The following is a 14,874-nucleotide window of genomic DNA, read 5'->3' as shown; positions in this document are numbered from 1 at the left end:
GTCTCTCTTAGCGTGGGTTGACCAGGGCAGCCGGGGTGCGCAGCACCAGTCCGGCGCCGAGGGCGATGAAGAAGGCCAGGACGAACAGCGCGAGGCTGGCGCTCTGGGTGGTGTCGCGCATCCAGCCGATGAGGTAGGGCGCGAGGAACGAGGCGATGCTGCCGAAGGAGCTGATGAGGCCGATGCCGGCGGCCTGGGCCTTGTCGGAGAGGAAGGCCGGCGGCAGCTGCCAGAACATCGGCAGGGCGGCGCTGGCGCCCATGCCGGCGATGATCAGGCCGGCCAGCACGGGGATCGCGCTGGTGGGCGCGAGGCCGCTGCTGGCGATGCCCACGGCGCACATCAGCAGCGGCACGCTGAGGTGCCAGCGGCGTTCGCGGTGGCGGTCCGACGAGCGGCCGCAGGCGAGCATGAAGAACACCCCGGCGAGGTAGGGCACGGCGCTGAGCAGGCCGACCTGGCTGTCGCGGGCGACGCCGGCGCCGTGGATCAGGGTGGGCATCCAGAAGGCCAGGGTGTTCACCGCGAGCATCACGGCGAAGTAGATGGCCACCAGCAGCCAGACGTGGCGGTCGCGCAGGATGCCTGCGAAGGAGGTGATCGGCTTGCGCTGTTCCTCCTGGGCCATGTCTTCGCGCAGCTGGCGCTTCTGGGCGTCGTCGAGCCAGGCGACGTCATCGAAGCGCTCCGGCAGGCGCGCCCAGACCAGCAGGCCGAGCAGCACCACGGGGGCGCCTTCGAGGAGGAACATCCACTGCCAGCCGCGCAGGCCGAGGGCGTCGTGGAAGCCTTCGAGGATGGCGCCGGACAGCGGCCCGCCGATGACCCCGGCCATGGGCACGGCGATGGCGAACAGGGCGGTGATCTGCGCGCGGCGGCGGGCCGGGTACCAGCGGTTGAGGTAGACGAGGATGCCGGGGAAGAAGCCGGCCTCGGCGACCCCCAGCAAAAAGCGCAGGACGTAGAAGCCGGTGGCGCCCTGCACCAGGAACATGCTGGTGGAGAGCACGCCCCAGACCACCATCAGGGTGGCGATCCAGCGGCGCGGGCCGACGCGGTCGAGGGCCAGGTTGCTGGGCACGCCGAACAGGGCGTAGGCGATGAAGAACAGGCCGGCGCCGAAGCCGTAGACGGTGTCGCTGAACTGCAGGTCGGCGCTCATCTGCATCTTGGCGAAGCCGATGTTGATGCGGTCCAGGTGGGCGAACAGGTAGCACACCAGCAGCAGCGGCATGAGCCGCCAGGTGACGGTGCGGTGGGTGGTGTCGCGGGTGGCGTGGTCAGCGCCGGTGGGGCAGGCGGTGTGGGCGGTGCTCATGGTCTTGTACTTCTTGTCGGGAGTCGCGTCGTGGTGCGCGGCGCGGGGCGTTGCCACCCCGCGCCGACGGTGGGCCGGGGGTCAGCCGGCCTGGCCCTTGAGGAAGGCGTGCACGTTGTTGAGCTTGTAGTTGAGCTCGGCGTCCAGCTCGGTCATCTCGAAGGAGAGGGCCAGCAGGCGCCGGGCCTGGAGCGCGGCGAAGTGGCCGCTGATCACCTCGAACAGCGCATCGGCCACCTGGCGGCGGGTGGCCAGGTCGCGGCCGGCGCCCACCTTGAGGGTCATGTGGACGAAGGCGTAGTCGTGCTGGCCGTCGGCCATGCGCCAGGTGTCCAGGCGCACGGCACGGCTGCGGATGCCGCCGAGGGGGAAGACCCCGGAGGCACCCAGGCAGGCGTGGACCTTCTCGAACAGGCCGGGCAGGTCGGCCTCGGCTTCGATGTTGTGGGTGTATTCGGCGATGAAGTGGGGCATGCGGACCTCCTCTGGTGCGGATGGCGGCTGCGCATCCGCCACCGGCTGGCGTGGCGTTCGGGTACGTGGCGGCGGGCCGGGGCCAGCCGCCACGGGGGCTAAAGGCGGCTGGCGGAGGCGACGCCGGCCGGGTTGGAGGCTTGCGCTTGCGGGATGGTCGAGCCGTCCTGCGGCGTGACCGGGAACACGGCGTTGAGCTGGCCGGTGCCGGAGGCGGCGAAGTAGGGGGTGATGACTTCGGCGTGGCCGTCGTACTTCGACCAGCCCAGGGCGCCGAGCAGCATGGCGGTGTCGTGCATGAAGCCTTCGCCGTGGCCCTTGGCCGCGTACTCGGGGAGCATGCCGCAGAACTCCTCCCACTCGCCGGCTTCCCACATCTGGATCACGCGCTGGTCGAGGGTCTCGAGGAAGGGGCTCCAGATTTTCGTGGCGAATTCCGGGGCCTGGCCGTTCTGGGCGAAACGGTGGGAGAGCGAGCCGCTGGCGAGGAAGGCCACGGTGCCGTCGTAGTGCTCTTCCACGGCCTTGCGCATGGCCCAGCCGAGGCGGGCGCTGTCGTTGAGGTAGTGGGAGGTGCACAGGGCGGAGACCGAGATCACCTTGAAGTGCTGGTCGGTGTTCATGTAGCGCATGGGCACCAGGGTGCCGTACTCGGGCGCCAGGGTGGTGGCGTCGTGGGCCATGGTCTCCACGCCGAGGCGGTTGCATTCCGCCGCCAGCAGGTGGCCCAGCTCGGGGTTGCCGGGGAAGGCGTACTCCATGTTGGCGATGAAGTGCGGCAGCTCGTTGCTGGTGTACAGCCCCTGGAACTGCTTGCCGCAGTTGATGTGGTAGTTGGCGTTGACCAGCCAGTGGGTGTCGAACACCACCAGGGTGTCCACGCCCAGCTCGCGGCAGCGCCGGCCGATCTCGATATGGCCGTCGATGGCCGCCTTGCGGAAGCCCTTGCGCGGGCCTTCGAGCTCGCTGATGTACATGGAGGGTACGTGGGTGATCTTGGCAGCCAGAGCGAGTTTGCCCATGGTCGTTACTCCGAGTGGAAGGCCCGCCGCCGGGCCTTCAGGGTTCATTGTGATTGTCGGTGCACGCTCGGTAATCGTTATCCTGCGCCCCTTCCTCGAAGGCGAGAAGGGGCGCGGCGCCTCACAGCCCCCAGCGGGGAATGTGGTGGCTCCCCATGGAAATGCACACGTTCTTGATCTCGGCGAACACTTCGAAGCTGTACTGGCCGCCTTCGCGGCCGGTGCCGGAGCCCTTCACACCGCCGAACGGCTGGCGCAGGTCGCGCACGTTCTGGCTGTTGATGAACACCATGCCGGCTTCGATGCCACGGGCCAGGCGGTGGGCCTTGCCGATGTCCTGGGTCCAGATGTAGGAGGCCAGGCCGTATTCGGTGTCGTTGGCCAGGCGCAGGGCCTCGGCCTCGTCCTTGAACGTCATCAGGCACACCACCGGGCCGAAGATCTCTTCCTGGGCGATGCGCATGCGGTTGTCCACGTCGGCGAAGACGGTGGGCTGGATGAACTGGCCCCTGGACAGGTGCGCGGGCAGGTTGGCCGGGCGCTCCAGGCCGCCGGCCAGCAGGGTGGCGCCTTCCTCGATGCCGATGCGGATGTAGCCGGTGACCTTGTCGTAGTGGGCCTGGGTGATCATCGAGCCGACCTGGGTCTTCGGGTCCTGCGGGTCGCCGACGATCAGGCGCTTGGCGCGGGCGGCGAACTCGGCGACGAAGCGGTCGTAGACGGTCTCCTGGATGAAGATGCGGCTGCCGGCGGTGCAGCGCTCGCCGTTGAGCGAGAAGATGGTGAACAGCGCGGCGTCGAGGGCGCGGTCGAGGTCGGCGTCATCGAAGATCAGCACCGGGGACTTGCCGCCCAGCTCCATGGAGTACTTCTTCAGGCCGGCGGTCTGCATGATCTTGCGGCCGGTGGCGGTGCCGCCGGTGAAGGAGATGGCGCGCACGTCCGGGTGGCGGACCAGGGCGTCGCCGGCGGTGGCGCCGTAACCCTGCACCACGTTGAGCACGCCCTTGGGGATGCCGGCTTCCAGCGCCAGGCGACCCAGTTCGTTGGCGGTCAGCGGCGACAGTTCGCTCATCTTCAGCACGGCGGTGTTGCCCAGGGCCAGGCAGGGTGCGGTCTTCCAGGTGGCGGTCATGAACGGCACGTTCCACGGGGAGACCAGGCCGCACACGCCCACCGGCTGGTAGAGGGTGTAGTTGAGCATCTGGTCGTCCACCGGGTAGCTGTGGCCGTCCATGCGGGTGCAGACCTCGGCGAAGAACTCGAAGTTGTGCGAGGCGCGGGGGATCAGCACGTTCTTCGTCTGGTGGATTGGCAGGCCGGTGTCCAGGGTCTCCAGCTCGGCCAGCTTGGGCACGTTCGCATCGATCAGCTCACCCAGCTTGCGCATCAGCCTGGCGCGCTCCTTGGCCGGGGTGTTGGCCCACTTGGGGAAGGCGTCCTTGGCGGCGGCGACGGCCGCGGCGATCTCCTCGGCGCCGCCGCTGGCGACTTCACCGATGGCGTCCATGGTGGCCGGGTTGTAGTTGACGAAGGTCTCTTTGCTTTCGACTTCCTGGCCGTTGATCCAGTGCTTGATCATGCTGCTCATGCCTCTTGTTTGCGGGCGAAGAACTGGGCTTCGCTGACGATTCGGTTGACCAGGCGGCCGACGCCTTCCACTTCCACCACCACTTCATCGCCCGGCACCACGTCGGCCAGGCCCTCCGGCGTGCCGGTGGCGATCATGTCGCCCGGCTGCAGGGTCATGAAGCTGGAGAAGTATTCGATCAGGTAGGGGATGTCGAAGATCATGTCGGCGGTGGTGCCTTCCTGCTTCAGCTCGCCGTTGATCCAGGTGCGCAGCCTGAGCTTCGACGGGTCCGGCACGTCGGCGGCGTCGACGATCCAGGGGCCGACCGGGGTGGTGCAGTCGCGGTTCTTCACCCGCAGGTTGGGGCGGTAGTAGTTCTCGAGGAAGTCGCGGATGGCGTAGTCGTTGCAGACGGTGTAGCCGGCCAGGTACTGCAGGGCGTCCTCGCGCTTGACGTTGCGCGCGGGCTTGCCGATCACCGCCACCAGTTCGCACTCGTAGTGCATGTAGGCGACGTTGTCCGGGCGCCAGGTCACCTGGTTGTGGCCGGTGTAGGTGCCGGGGGACTTGATGAAGGCCAGCGGCTCGGTGGGCGCCTTGAAGGCCAGTTCGGCGGCGTGGTCGGCGTAGTTCAGGCCGAGGGCGAACATGCTGCCGGTGGCCGGGGGCAGCCACTCGACCTGGTCTTCGGCCAGCAGGCGGCCATCGGCGAGGCGGACGGCGTTGCCGTCTTCGACGGTCACGGCGTGGATGTCGCCCTGGTATCGGATGCGTGCGTGTTTCATCAGGGACTCCTTATTCCGCAACCACGGTGTTGGCGAGGCGGCCGAGGCCGTCGATCTCCACCACCACCTCATCGCCGGGCTGCACGTCGACACGGCCTTCCGGGGTGCCGGTGATCAGCACGTCGCCTTCGTGCAGGGTCATGAACTCGCTGATCTCGGCGATCAGCTGGGGGATGCTGCGCACCAGGTTGGCGGTGATGTTCTCCTGGCGCAGCTCGCCGTTCACCCGCAGGCGGATGCCCAGGGCGTGCGGGTTGCCGATGCCCTCGACCGGCACCAGCTCATCGGAGAGGGCGCAGAAGCCGTCGCGGCACTTGGCTTTCACCGCCGGGCGGTAGTAGCTCGTTTCCGGCAGGCTGAACTCGTTGACGATGACGTAGCCGGCCACGTGGGCCAGGGCGTCCTCGGCGCCGACGCGGCTGGCGTCGCGGCCGATCACCACGCCCAGGGCCGGGCCCGGCTGCAGGCGCTCGCCGGCCGGGAAGGGCACGGCGCCGCCGTCGTGGTTGCGGGTGTTCGGGGTCTTGATGAAGAGCACCGGCTTGACCGGCGGCTTCTGGTAAGGCGGTTGGTCGAACTCGGCCAGGCGGCTTTCGAGCAGGCCCCTGTAGTTCAGCGCGACGCCGAACAGGGTACCGGTAGCGGCTTCGCTGGTTGCGCGACGCATGGGTTCACTCCTGAAGCTACGGGGTCATCCCCGGAAGAAAAGAGGGCGCGCTCATGACGGTGTAGGAGCGGCGCCCGAAGTCATTTCGTTAACATGCTAACTTTATAATTAATATATTAACGATGATCAAGCCCTACCAAAGGACGATGTGATCGACGAGCCCATTAGAAACCCCGCCGCAGCCCGCGGATTGTCCATTCCTGCCAAGGCCTTGACCGGGCGTGACAAGGCGCGCGGGGGTTTGCTTCGTGGCGCCGGTTGTTGCTTAAATCCGCCATCGCGTTCATCCGGAGCACACATGGCAACGCCCAGACCTTCCCTGACCCTGACCCTCCTGCAGGCACGCGAGGCGGCGATGGGGTTCTTCCGCCCACTGCTCAACCAGCACGGGCTGACCGAGCAGCAATGGCGGGTGATCCGCATCCTGCGGCAGAACGGCGAGATGGAGAGCCACCAGCTGGCGCACCAGGCCTGCATCCTCAAGCCGAGCATGACCGGCGTGCTGGTGCGCATGGAGCGCGACGGCATCGTCCGGCGCTGGAAGTCCCCCCAGGACCAGCGCCGCGTCTACGTAGGCCTGACCGAGCAGGGGCAGCAGTGCTTCGTGTCCATGAGCGACGGCATGGAGAGCAACTACCAGCGCATCCAGGAACAGTTCGGCGAAGAGAAGCTGCAGCAACTGCTGGGGCTGCTGAACGAGCTCAAGCAGATAAAACCTTGATGGCGATCGGGTGAGGCTGCGGACCATGGCGTCTTCCCCGATTCCCAATATCGACATCGGCCAGGTCTACGACCAGCGCTACGCCGATGCCGACGTGCACTACGAGCAACTGGGCCGGCTGGCCGACTTCTTCGGCCGCAACATGCCGGTGCACCGTCACGACCGCTTCTTCCAGGTGCACTACGTGAAGAGCGGCTCGGTGCGCGTCTACCTCGACGAGCAGCAGTACCACCGCCAGGGGCCGCTGTTCTTCCTCACCCCGCCGACCATCCCCCATTCCTTCGTCACCGAGGCGGACGCCGACGGCCATGTGCTGACCGTGCGCCAGCAACTGGTGTGGCCGCTGCTGGATGCCGGGCGCGGCCTGGCCGCCGGGCCGCAGATCGGTGCCGTCTGCGTGGCCTTCGACGAGCTGGACGAGAGCTTTGCCGCCGAGGTGCGGCGCCTCGACCAGCTGTTCGACTACCTTGGCGATGAGTTCCGCAGCCAGCACTCCGGCCGCGCGGAAAGTCTGGAGGCGCTGACCCGGCTGATCTTCATCAGCCTGCTGCGCCTCTCCACCCGTTCGCTCAAGGCGCAGCCGGCGCGGCGGGACGACCTGCAGTTCTTCCACCGCTTCAACGCGCTGATCGAGGAGCACTACCCGCAGCATTGGTCGCTGGCCGACTATGCGCGGCAGATCGGCGTCACCGAGGCGCGCCTCAACGACATCTGCCGCCGGGTCGCGGGCCTGCCCTCCAAGCGCCTGGTGCATGAGCGCCTGATGCAGGAGGCGCGCCGGCTGCTGCTGTTCACCGGCGGCTCGGTGAACGAGATCTGCTACCAGCTGGGCTTCAAGGACCCGGCCTACTTCAGCCGCTTCTTCTCCCGCCATGCCGGCATCACGCCCGGCGAGTACCGGGCGCGTAACGGGGGGTAGGTTCGTGCCAGCTCCGTTCCCGGGCTGAAGCCCAGGCTACAGGGTCCAAGGGGCACCGTAGCCCGGACTTCAGTCCGGGGAGTCCTTGCACATCGCTTCGCGGATGAATCCGCTCCCACGGGAGGGAGCGTGCACCGGGCATGGGTTTGTAGGAGCGAGCTCTGCTCGCGAAGCTCTCCTGGTGGATCGCTCGCCAGCGACTCCGCTTACCGCACGCGACAATCAGAACAGCGGCAGGGTGTAGCCGATGATCAGGCGGTTCTCGTCGACGTCGGTGCGCAGGCCGTCGCCGGAGCGGAAGGTGGCGTTGCGCAGGCGGATGTTGAGGCCCTTCAGCGATCCGTCCTGGAAGGTGTAGACGAGGTCGGTGTCACGCTCCCACTCGCGGCCGTCCTGCACCGTGGCGGTCTGCACGTTCCTGCCGCTGACGTAGCGGGTCATGAAGCTCAGGCCGGGTACGCCGAGGGCGACGAAGTCGAAGTCGTAGCGCGCCTGCCAGGCATCGGTCTCGGCCTTGGTGAAGACGTTGAAGGTCACCAGGTTCACCGAGTAGGGGTCCAGCCCCGGGTAGGCGAAATCACCGTCGCCGGAGAGGTTCTGGTAGCCGAGGCCGAACTTGTGGGCGCCCATGCCGAGGGTGACCATGCCGTTGAAGAAGCGGTTGTCGATGCGCCCGCCGTCAACCCGCGCGGCGCTGCGATAGCGGTGCTCGCCGTCCTCGCCCGTGTCGAAGTAGCGCAGGTCGGTCTTCAGGGTGATGCCCTCGCCGAGGGTGGCGTTGTGCACCAGGCCGAGGTAGTGCTGGCGATAGATGTCCTGCATCTGTGCGTGGTAGTAGCTCAGCGTCAGCGCCGGGCTGAGCGCGTAGCTGCCGCCGAGCAGGTCCAGGTGCGCGCTTTCCACGCCGCCGTAGTTCATCTCGTCGTTGCTCGACGAATCCCGCAGGTTGATCTTCTCCAGCCGCCCCAGGTTGAGCGTCAGGCCGTCGAATTCCTGCGAGGTGAGCAGGCCGCCGGCGTAGGTGGAGGAGAGCAGGCGCACGTCGTTGTAGGCCGCCACCGGCAACTGCGGCTGCAGGGTGCCGATGCGCAGCACGCTCCTGGAGGCGCGCAGCTTGGCGGTCAGGCCCAGCTCGCTGTAGTTGTCCTCGGGCTCCAGGCTCTGGGCGCCGTAGGCCAGCAGGCCGGTGCCGCGACGGTCGCGGCTGGAGTCGAGCTTGATCGCCACCTGGCCGATGGCGTCGAGGCCGACGCCGATGGTGCCTTCGGTGAAGCCGGACTCGAAGCGCGCGGTGAAGCCCTGGGCCCATTCCTCGGCCTTGGCCTGGGGCGCTCCGCCCTGGCGGAAGTCGCGGTTCATGTACATGTTGCGAGCCTCGATGCTGGCCTTGCTGTCCTTGACGAGGTCTGCGTGGGCGCTGCCGGCGAGGGTCGCCAGCAGGCAGGTGAGGGCGTGGGTCGTGCGTATTTTCCTGGTCATTGTTCTTGTCTCTAGGAAAGGTCTGTCGGGGCCGAACGCCTCGCTCTAGCCGTGGCGTCGGCCCGCGCAATCTAGTCATTAATTAAAATATTAACAATATGCCTTGAAAGGCGTTTCGAGAGAGAGACTTGATAATCTACATCTAAAATATTCTATAAATATCTGAAAAATAGGGATTTAATATTCCTGATAAATCACTTTAGCCTTTCGTATACCCGCCAGGGTCGCTTCTTTCTGTTGACAGGCAAGCGATAAAAATTAATGTATTAACGGTATTCGCTTCCCAGCCGCCAGCGCCGACGTGACTGGCTACAACAACAAGACGGAGCTATCGCCATGAAATCCCTCGCAATTCCCGCGCTGTGCGCGGCGCTGCTCGGCGCCGGTTCGGCCCAGGCCGAGACCATCACCCTCAAGGTCGCCCACTTCCTGCCATCCACCTCCAACGCCCAGCTCAACATCATCGAGCCCTGGTGCGAGCAACTGCGCCAGGAGTCGGGCGACCGCCTGAAGTGCCAGCTCTACCCGTCGATGCAGCTGGGTGGCACCCCGGCGAAGCTCGCGGACATGGCGCGCAACGGCGTGGCGGACATCGTCTGGACCGCGCCGGCCTATTCCGCCGGCAAGTTCCCCCGGGTCGAGGCGCTGGAGCTGCCCTTCGTCCTGCCCATGGGCGGCAAGGCCGGCAACGCGATCATCTGGGACTTCTACGAGCACTACGCCCGGGACGACTTCAAGGGCTACAAGGTGCTGGTGGTGCACGGTGACGGCGGCATGAGCCTGCACGCCCGGGGCAAGCCGGTGCGCACCCTGGCCGACCTGGCCGGGCTCAAGCTGCGCGCCTCCAGCCGTACGGCGGCGAAGACCGTGGAGAGCCTGGGCGCGACCCCGGTGAGCATGCCGCCGGCACAGATGACCGAGGCCATCTCCAAGGGCGTGGTGGATGGCGCGCTCGCCGCCTGGGAAGTGGTGCCGGCGACCAAGCTCGACGAGGTGACCCAGTTCCACAGCGACGTGCCCGCCGGGCAACCGGCCTTCGGCTACACGGTGCTGACCATGCTGATGAACCAGCGCCGCTTCGACAGCCTGCCGGCGGACCTGCAGGCGATCATCGAGCGCAACAGCGGCAAGGCGCTGTCCGAGCGTTTCGCCACCGCCTGGGATGCGGCCACCGCCAAGGCCCACGACGCGACGCCGGCCGACGGCCTGGTGGTGCTGGACGACGCCGCCTACGGCGAGATGCGCAAGGCATCCGAGGGCGCGGTGCAGGGCTGGATCGACGAGGCGGATGCCAAGGGGCTGGACGGCAAGGCGCTGGTGGAAGCCGTGCGCACCCTGGCCGGCTCGGGGCACTGAGGCCATGAAGGAATCGCTGCATTTCGATCTCGACGCGCGCGATCAGGGGGGCCTGGTACGCCGGGCCCTGCTGCGCGTCACTCATGGTTTCGCCCTGGCGGGCGGCGGCATCATCCTGGCCCTGGTCTGCATGTCGGTGGTCTCCATCGTCGGCCGCAAGCTGTTCTCCACGCCCATCCGTGGCGACATGGAACTGGTGGAGGTGGGGGCTGCGGTGGCCATCGCCGCCTTCCTGCCGCTGTGCGAGCTGCGCGGCACGCACATCCGCGTGGACGCGCTGACCAACTGGCTGCCCGCCGGGGTACGCCGGGTGCTGGACGCCTTCGCCCACCTGCTGTGCTGCGCGGTGGCCTGGCTGCTGGCCTGGCGCACCAGCCTGCAGATGCTCGACAACCGCGAGTTCGGCGACGTCACCACGCTGCTGTCGATCCCGTTGTGGATTCCGCTGGCGCTGATCGTGCCGAGCCTGGTGCTCCTGGGGCTCTGTGCCCTGGCCCGGGTGGCGCGGGTGCTGGGCGGTGCGGGAGGTGAGGCATGAGCGGCCTGGCCCTGGGGCTGATCGCACTGGCGATCACCATGACCCTGTTGCTGCTGCGGGTTCACATCGGCCTGACCATGCTGGTCGGCGGCGCGGCGTGCTTCTGGGCGGTCAACGACGGCGACCTGTCGAGCCTGCTGTTCACCCTCAACGACCTGGCCTATTCGCGCCTGTCCAACTACGACCTGGCGGTGATCCCGCTGTTCGTGATGATGGGCCAGTTCGCCACCCACGGCGGCCTGTCGCGCTCGATCTTCCGCTGCGCCTCGGCCTTCATCGGCCACTGGAAGGGCGGCATGGGCATGTCCGCCATCGGCGCCTGTGCGGGCTTCGGCGCCATCTGCGGCTCCTCCCTGGCCACCGCGGCGACCATGAGCCACGTGGCGCTGCCCGAGCTGCGCCGGCACAACTATTCCGGGCGCCTGGCCACCGCGACCGTGGCGGCCGGCGGCACCCTGGGCATCCTCATCCCGCCGTCGGTGCCGCTGATCATCTATGCGGTGCTGACCCAGGAATCCATCGCCAAGCTCTTCGTCGCCGCCGTGGTGCCGGGGGTGATCGCCATCATCGGCTACGTGCTGGTGCTGCGGATCATGGTGGCGCGGGACGAGTCCCAGGCCACCGTCTCGCCCAGGGCATCGCTGGCCGAGCGCGGCCGCGCGCTGGTCAACGTGCTGCCGGTGATCGGCGTGTTCCTGGTGGTGATCGTCGGCATCTACGGCGGCTGGGCCAACCCCACCGAGGCGGCCTCCATCGGCGCGGCGGCCTGCGGCATCCTCGCCGTCACCCAGGGCGGCATGCGCTGGAAGGGCATGCGCGCCAGCCTGCTGGGCACGGCGGAAACCTCGGCGATGATCTTCCTCGTGCTGCTGGGCGCGGACCTGCTCAACTCCGGCCTGGCGCTGACCCAGATGCCGGGCGAGCTGGCGGCCTGGGTGATCGGCAGCGGCCTGGCTCCGATGCTGGTGCTGGTGATCATCCTCGGCCTGTACCTGGCACTGGGCTGCGTGATGGATTCGCTGGCGATGATCCTGCTGACCATCCCGATCTTCTACCCGATGATCATGGGCCTGGATTTCTTCGGCCTGAGCGAGTCCGACAAGTCCATCTGGTTCGGCATCCTCGCGCTGATGGTGGTGGAGATCGGCCTGATCCATCCGCCCCTGGGCATGAACCTGTTCATCGTCCAGCGTGCCGCCGGCGACGTGCCCTACGGCGAGACCGCCAGGGGCATCGTGCCGTTCCTCTGCTCGGACCTGGCGCGCATCGTCCTGCTGGTGGCCTTCCCGGGCCTGAGCCTGTGGCTGCTGAGCCTCTGATCGACCTGGCTTCCTGAGTGGGCCCTCGCGTTCGCGAGGGTGACGGTCATGCAAAGCGTCCGTACCCGACCCTGTCATCCCCGCGAACGCGGGGACCCACTGAACAGCCCGGCGCCTCACCCACCCGAACGACACCCAGGAACCCCATGACCGCCAACCCCAAGCGCCTGATCCTGCTGCTCGCCGCCCTGGTGGCCTTCGGGCCGCTGTCCATCGACATGTACCTGCCCAGCCTGCCGCTGATCGCCCATGACCTGGGGGCGCCGGAGGCGCGGGTGCAGATGACCATCGGCGTGTTCCTCGCCGGGCTGTGCCTCGGGATGCTGGCCTATGGGCCGCTGTCGGACCGTTTCGGCCGGCGGCGCCTGCTGCTGGGCGGCATCGCTCTCTACCTGGTGGCCAGCCTGGGCTGCGCGCTGGCGGGCGAGGTCGAGCACCTGCTGGCCTGGCGCCTGCTGCAGGCCCTGGGTGGCGCTGCGGCTTCGGTGCTGGCGCGGGCCATCGTGCGTGATCTGTTCCCTGTGAGCGATGCGGCGCGGGTGCTGTCGCTGATGCACCTGGTGACCATGTTCGCCACCCTGGTGGCGCCGCTGCTGGGCGGCTACCTGATGCTGCTCGCCGGCTGGCGTTCGCTGTTCCTGCTGCTGATGGGCTTCGCCGGGCTGTGCCTGGCGGCGGTGGCGCTGAAGATTCCCGAGACCCACCCGCCGCAGGCGCGCAGCCATTCCCTGGCTGCGGCCTTCATCGCCTATGGGCACCTTGCGCTGCGGCCACGGGCGCTGGGCTACATCTTCTGCATGGGCAGCTGCTTCGCCGGCATGTTCGCCTTCATCACGGCCTCGCCCTTCGTCTACATCGGCCACTTCGGCGTCTCGCCCCAGGGCTACGGCTGGCTGTTCGGGCTGAACATCGCCGGCATCATCCTCGTCACCACGCTCAATGCGCGGCTAGTGGGGCGGCTGGGGCCGCGCCGGTTGCTCTTCCTCGGCGCGCTGGTGGCGGCGACGGCGGGGCTTGCCCTGGTGCTGCTGGTGGGGGCGGGGTGGGGCGGCTTGCCTGCGATCGTGGCGTGCGTGGTGCTCTATGTCAGCGTCACCGGCATGCTCGGGGCCAACTGCCTGGCGTCGCTGCTCGCCGAGTTCCCCCAGCGCGCCGGTGCGGCGGCGGGATTGGCGGTAGCCACCCAGTTTGGCCTGGGCACGGCGGCCAGCGCGCTGGTGGGCAGCTTCTACGACGGTACGCCGCTGCCGATGGCACTGGTGATGGGCGGCTGTGGAGCCTGTTGCCTGGTTGCAGCGACCTTCGCCCGGCGCTGAGCCAGCCGGCTACGTTGGGATCCTGCTCGAGTGGCGGGCCAGCCACAGGCAGTAGCCGAGCAGCAGCGTGCCCCCCAGGGCCAGTACCGGCGGGGCGCCGAGGTGCGAGGCGAGCAGGCCGGCAGCGAGGCCGCCCAGGGCATCGAAGCCGAATCGGGTGGAGGTGTAGAGCGCCACGACACGGCCGCGCAAGGCTTCCGGGGCGCTGCTCTGCAGGATGATGTTGGTGCCGACGTTGCTGCAGGAGATGCCGAAGCCGAGCACCGCCATGGCCGCCAGCGACAGCGGCAGGTGGCTGCTCCAGGCGAAGACCAGCATGGCCAGCCCGCAGGCGGCGGAGGAGAGCAGGATCAGCCGCGACAGGGCGTTGCCGCCGGCGTGGCTGGCGAGCACTATGCTCGACAGCAGCGAGCCGGCCCCGGCCGCGCCCCAGAGCCAGCCGAGGGTGGTGGCGTCGCCGCCGAAGATGTCCTTGGCGAACACCGGCAGCAGCACCACGTAGCTCGACGCGGTGAGGTTCAGGGCCAGCACGCTGAGGATCATCAGGCGGATCTTCGGGTCGCGTCGTGCGTATTCCAGCCCCTCGCCGAAGACGTTGCGGAACGAGCCCGCCGCCCTTGGCGTCGGCGCCATGCGCACCCACAGCAGCCCGGTCATCAACGCGAGGTAGGACACGGCGTTGAGGGCGAAGCACACCGCCTCGCTGACGAAGCCGAGCAGCAGCCCGGCCAGCGGCGGGCCGATGAAGCGCGAGAGGGTGAAGAGCATGGCGTTCAGGGCCAGGGCATTGGGCAGGTCCGCACGGTCGTCGACGAACTGGCTGAGCAGCGACTGGCGCAGCGGCGTGTCCACCGCGTTGAGCACGCCGAGCAGGGCGGCCATGGCCACCAGCAGGGTCGGGCCGATCATCCCGCTCGCGGTGAGCGCCGCCAGGCTCAGGGCCTGCAGGCCGAGCAGGCCTTCGACGACGATCAGCAGGCGGCGCTTGTCGTGGCGGTCGATCCAGGCACCGGCGAAGGGACCGACCAGCAACTGCGGCAGCAGGGCGGCGCAGGTGGTGACGCCGAGCAGCGCGGCGGAGCCGGTGAGGCGATAGACCAGCCAGGCCAGTGCCACCTGCTGGATCCAGGTGCCTAGGGTGGAAATGCAATGACCGGTGAAATAGAGGCGGAAGTTGCGATGGCGCAGGGCACGCAGGGCGTTGGGCAGCTGGATCATCGAGGGCGTTCGGGCTGGGCTTGGGGGCTGGATTCTGGGCGGTGAATGCTAAAGCAAAAGATGGATCGTTAATACATTAAGCGTTCGTGGGCGACGCTGTTGCCGGAAACCGGCGATTGGCCATGAAAAGTGCAATCGAGTATCCGGAACGTGCATTTTTAGCCCGGCA

14 protein-coding genes are annotated in these 14,874 nt (G+C 67.8%); 6 read left to right on the top strand and 8 right to left on the bottom strand.

Annotation, left to right across the window (positions count from 1 at the left end; all coding sequences use genetic code 11):
* Positions 1-7 precede the first annotated feature (7 nt).
* From PHLH3_RS16910 to PHLH3_RS16885, 6 genes are all read right to left on the bottom strand, one after another.
* On the bottom strand, positions 8-1,318 hold the full coding sequence (locus tag PHLH3_RS16910; RefSeq protein WP_044405203.1) for an MFS transporter: 1,311 nt from the start codon (positions 1,316-1,318) through the stop codon (positions 8-10).
* Positions 1,319-1,399: 81 nt separating this feature from the next.
* Positions 1,400-1,792, bottom strand: coding sequence for a 5-carboxymethyl-2-hydroxymuconate Delta-isomerase (locus PHLH3_RS16905; protein ID WP_044405200.1), 393 nt, complete (start codon positions 1,790-1,792; stop codon positions 1,400-1,402).
* 98 nt (positions 1,793-1,890) lie between these two features.
* Positions 1,891-2,814, bottom strand: a complete 924-nt coding sequence (gene hpaD / locus PHLH3_RS16900) for a 3,4-dihydroxyphenylacetate 2,3-dioxygenase (protein ID WP_213625032.1) — start codon at positions 2,812-2,814, stop codon at positions 1,891-1,893.
* Positions 2,815-2,935: 121 nt separating this feature from the next.
* Entirely contained in the window at positions 2,936-4,396 is a 1,461-nt protein-coding gene (gene hpaE, locus PHLH3_RS16895) for a 5-carboxymethyl-2-hydroxymuconate semialdehyde dehydrogenase (protein ID WP_213630590.1), read from the bottom strand.
* A gap of 5 nt (positions 4,397-4,401) precedes the next feature.
* Positions 4,402-5,172 carry a fumarylacetoacetate hydrolase family protein gene (locus PHLH3_RS16890; protein ID WP_173175844.1) on the bottom strand — a complete coding sequence of 257 codons (771 nt, stop codon included), beginning with the start codon at positions 5,170-5,172 and terminating at the stop codon, positions 4,402-4,404.
* Between the two features lie 10 nt (positions 5,173-5,182).
* A complete protein-coding gene (locus tag PHLH3_RS16885; protein WP_213625031.1) occupies positions 5,183-5,839 on the bottom strand; it encodes a fumarylacetoacetate hydrolase family protein in 657 nt (218 codons plus the stop codon).
* A gap of 298 nt (positions 5,840-6,137) precedes the next feature.
* On the opposite strand from PHLH3_RS16885, the gene hpaR reads away from it, so the two are divergent.
* Both hpaR and hpaA read left to right on the top strand, forming a co-directional pair.
* Positions 6,138-6,560: a homoprotocatechuate degradation operon regulator HpaR gene (gene hpaR, locus PHLH3_RS16880; RefSeq protein WP_111264628.1), complete on the top strand. Its 423-nt coding sequence runs from the start codon at positions 6,138-6,140 to the stop codon at positions 6,558-6,560.
* A 25-nt stretch (positions 6,561-6,585) separates the two neighbouring features.
* Positions 6,586-7,479 carry a 4-hydroxyphenylacetate catabolism regulatory protein HpaA gene (hpaA, locus tag PHLH3_RS16875; RefSeq protein ID WP_173175856.1) on the top strand — a complete coding sequence of 298 codons (894 nt, stop codon included), beginning with the start codon at positions 6,586-6,588 and terminating at the stop codon, positions 7,477-7,479.
* A gap of 222 nt (positions 7,480-7,701) precedes the next feature.
* On the opposite strand, the gene PHLH3_RS16870 is transcribed toward hpaA, so the two are convergent.
* Complete coding sequence (locus PHLH3_RS16870; RefSeq protein WP_173175858.1) at positions 7,702-8,958, bottom strand: OprD family porin; 1,257 nt, start codon at positions 8,956-8,958, stop codon at positions 7,702-7,704.
* 336 nt (positions 8,959-9,294) lie between these two features.
* On the opposite strand from PHLH3_RS16870, the gene PHLH3_RS16865 reads away from it, so the two are divergent.
* The 4 genes from PHLH3_RS16865 (at position 9,295) to PHLH3_RS16850 (ending at position 13,487) form a co-directional block, all read left to right on the top strand.
* Entirely contained in the window at positions 9,295-10,314 is a 1,020-nt protein-coding gene (locus PHLH3_RS16865) for a TRAP transporter substrate-binding protein (RefSeq protein ID WP_213625030.1), read from the top strand.
* A 4-nt stretch (positions 10,315-10,318) separates the two neighbouring features.
* The gene (locus PHLH3_RS16860) at positions 10,319-10,852 is read left to right on the top strand and encodes a TRAP transporter small permease (RefSeq protein ID WP_213625029.1); all 534 of its coding nucleotides are present in this window, start codon (positions 10,319-10,321) and stop codon (positions 10,850-10,852) included.
* Complete coding sequence (locus PHLH3_RS16855) at positions 10,849-12,171, top strand: TRAP transporter large permease (RefSeq protein WP_213625028.1); 1,323 nt, start codon at positions 10,849-10,851, stop codon at positions 12,169-12,171. The genes PHLH3_RS16860 and PHLH3_RS16855 overlap by 4 nt, the downstream gene beginning before the upstream one ends.
* A 146-nt stretch (positions 12,172-12,317) precedes the next feature.
* Complete coding sequence (locus tag PHLH3_RS16850; protein ID WP_213625027.1) at positions 12,318-13,487, top strand: Bcr/CflA family multidrug efflux MFS transporter; 1,170 nt, start codon at positions 12,318-12,320, stop codon at positions 13,485-13,487.
* Between the two features lie 9 nt (positions 13,488-13,496).
* On the opposite strand, the gene PHLH3_RS16845 is transcribed toward PHLH3_RS16850, so the two are convergent.
* Positions 13,497-14,705 (bottom strand): MFS transporter, encoded by a 1,209-nt coding sequence (locus PHLH3_RS16845; protein ID WP_213625025.1) that lies wholly within the window; start codon positions 14,703-14,705, stop codon positions 13,497-13,499.
* Positions 14,706-14,874 lie beyond the last annotated feature (169 nt).

The sequence above is a fragment of the Pseudomonas sp. Pc102 genome (assembly GCF_018408275.1).
GTDB classification, from domain to species: domain Bacteria; phylum Pseudomonadota; class Gammaproteobacteria; order Pseudomonadales; family Pseudomonadaceae; genus Metapseudomonas; species Metapseudomonas tohonis.
Note: the sequence above shows the minus strand (reverse complement) of the source record. Positions and strands in the feature narration are given on the sequence as shown.

Bases quoted from the DNA above. Each gene is read 5' to 3' on its own strand.
- PHLH3_RS16910 (WP_044405203.1), bottom strand. From the start codon at position 1,318: ATGAGCACCGCCCACACCGCCTGCCCCACCGGCGCTGACCACGCCACC.
- PHLH3_RS16905 (WP_044405200.1), bottom strand. From the start codon at position 1,792: ATGCCCCACTTCATCGCCGAATACACCCACAACATCGAAGCCGAGGCC.
- hpaD (WP_213625032.1), bottom strand. From the start codon at position 2,814: ATGGGCAAACTCGCTCTGGCTGCCAAGATCACCCACGTACCCTCCATG.
- hpaE (WP_213630590.1), bottom strand. From the start codon at position 4,396: ATGATCAAGCACTGGATCAACGGCCAGGAAGTCGAAAGCAAAGAGACC.
- PHLH3_RS16890 (WP_173175844.1), bottom strand. From the start codon at position 5,172: ATGAAACACGCACGCATCCGATACCAGGGCGACATCCACGCCGTGACC.
- PHLH3_RS16885 (WP_213625031.1), bottom strand. From the start codon at position 5,839: ATGCGTCGCGCAACCAGCGAAGCCGCTACCGGTACCCTGTTCGGCGTC.
- hpaR (WP_111264628.1), top strand. From the start codon at position 6,138: ATGGCAACGCCCAGACCTTCCCTGACCCTGACCCTCCTGCAGGCACGC.
- hpaA (WP_173175856.1), top strand. From the start codon at position 6,586: ATGGCGTCTTCCCCGATTCCCAATATCGACATCGGCCAGGTCTACGAC.
- PHLH3_RS16870 (WP_173175858.1), bottom strand. From the start codon at position 8,958: ATGACCAGGAAAATACGCACGACCCACGCCCTCACCTGCCTGCTGGCG.
- PHLH3_RS16865 (WP_213625030.1), top strand. From the start codon at position 9,295: ATGAAATCCCTCGCAATTCCCGCGCTGTGCGCGGCGCTGCTCGGCGCC.
- PHLH3_RS16860 (WP_213625029.1), top strand. From the start codon at position 10,319: ATGAAGGAATCGCTGCATTTCGATCTCGACGCGCGCGATCAGGGGGGC.
- PHLH3_RS16855 (WP_213625028.1), top strand. From the start codon at position 10,849: ATGAGCGGCCTGGCCCTGGGGCTGATCGCACTGGCGATCACCATGACC.
- PHLH3_RS16850 (WP_213625027.1), top strand. From the start codon at position 12,318: ATGACCGCCAACCCCAAGCGCCTGATCCTGCTGCTCGCCGCCCTGGTG.
- PHLH3_RS16845 (WP_213625025.1), bottom strand. From the start codon at position 14,705: ATGATCCAGCTGCCCAACGCCCTGCGTGCCCTGCGCCATCGCAACTTC.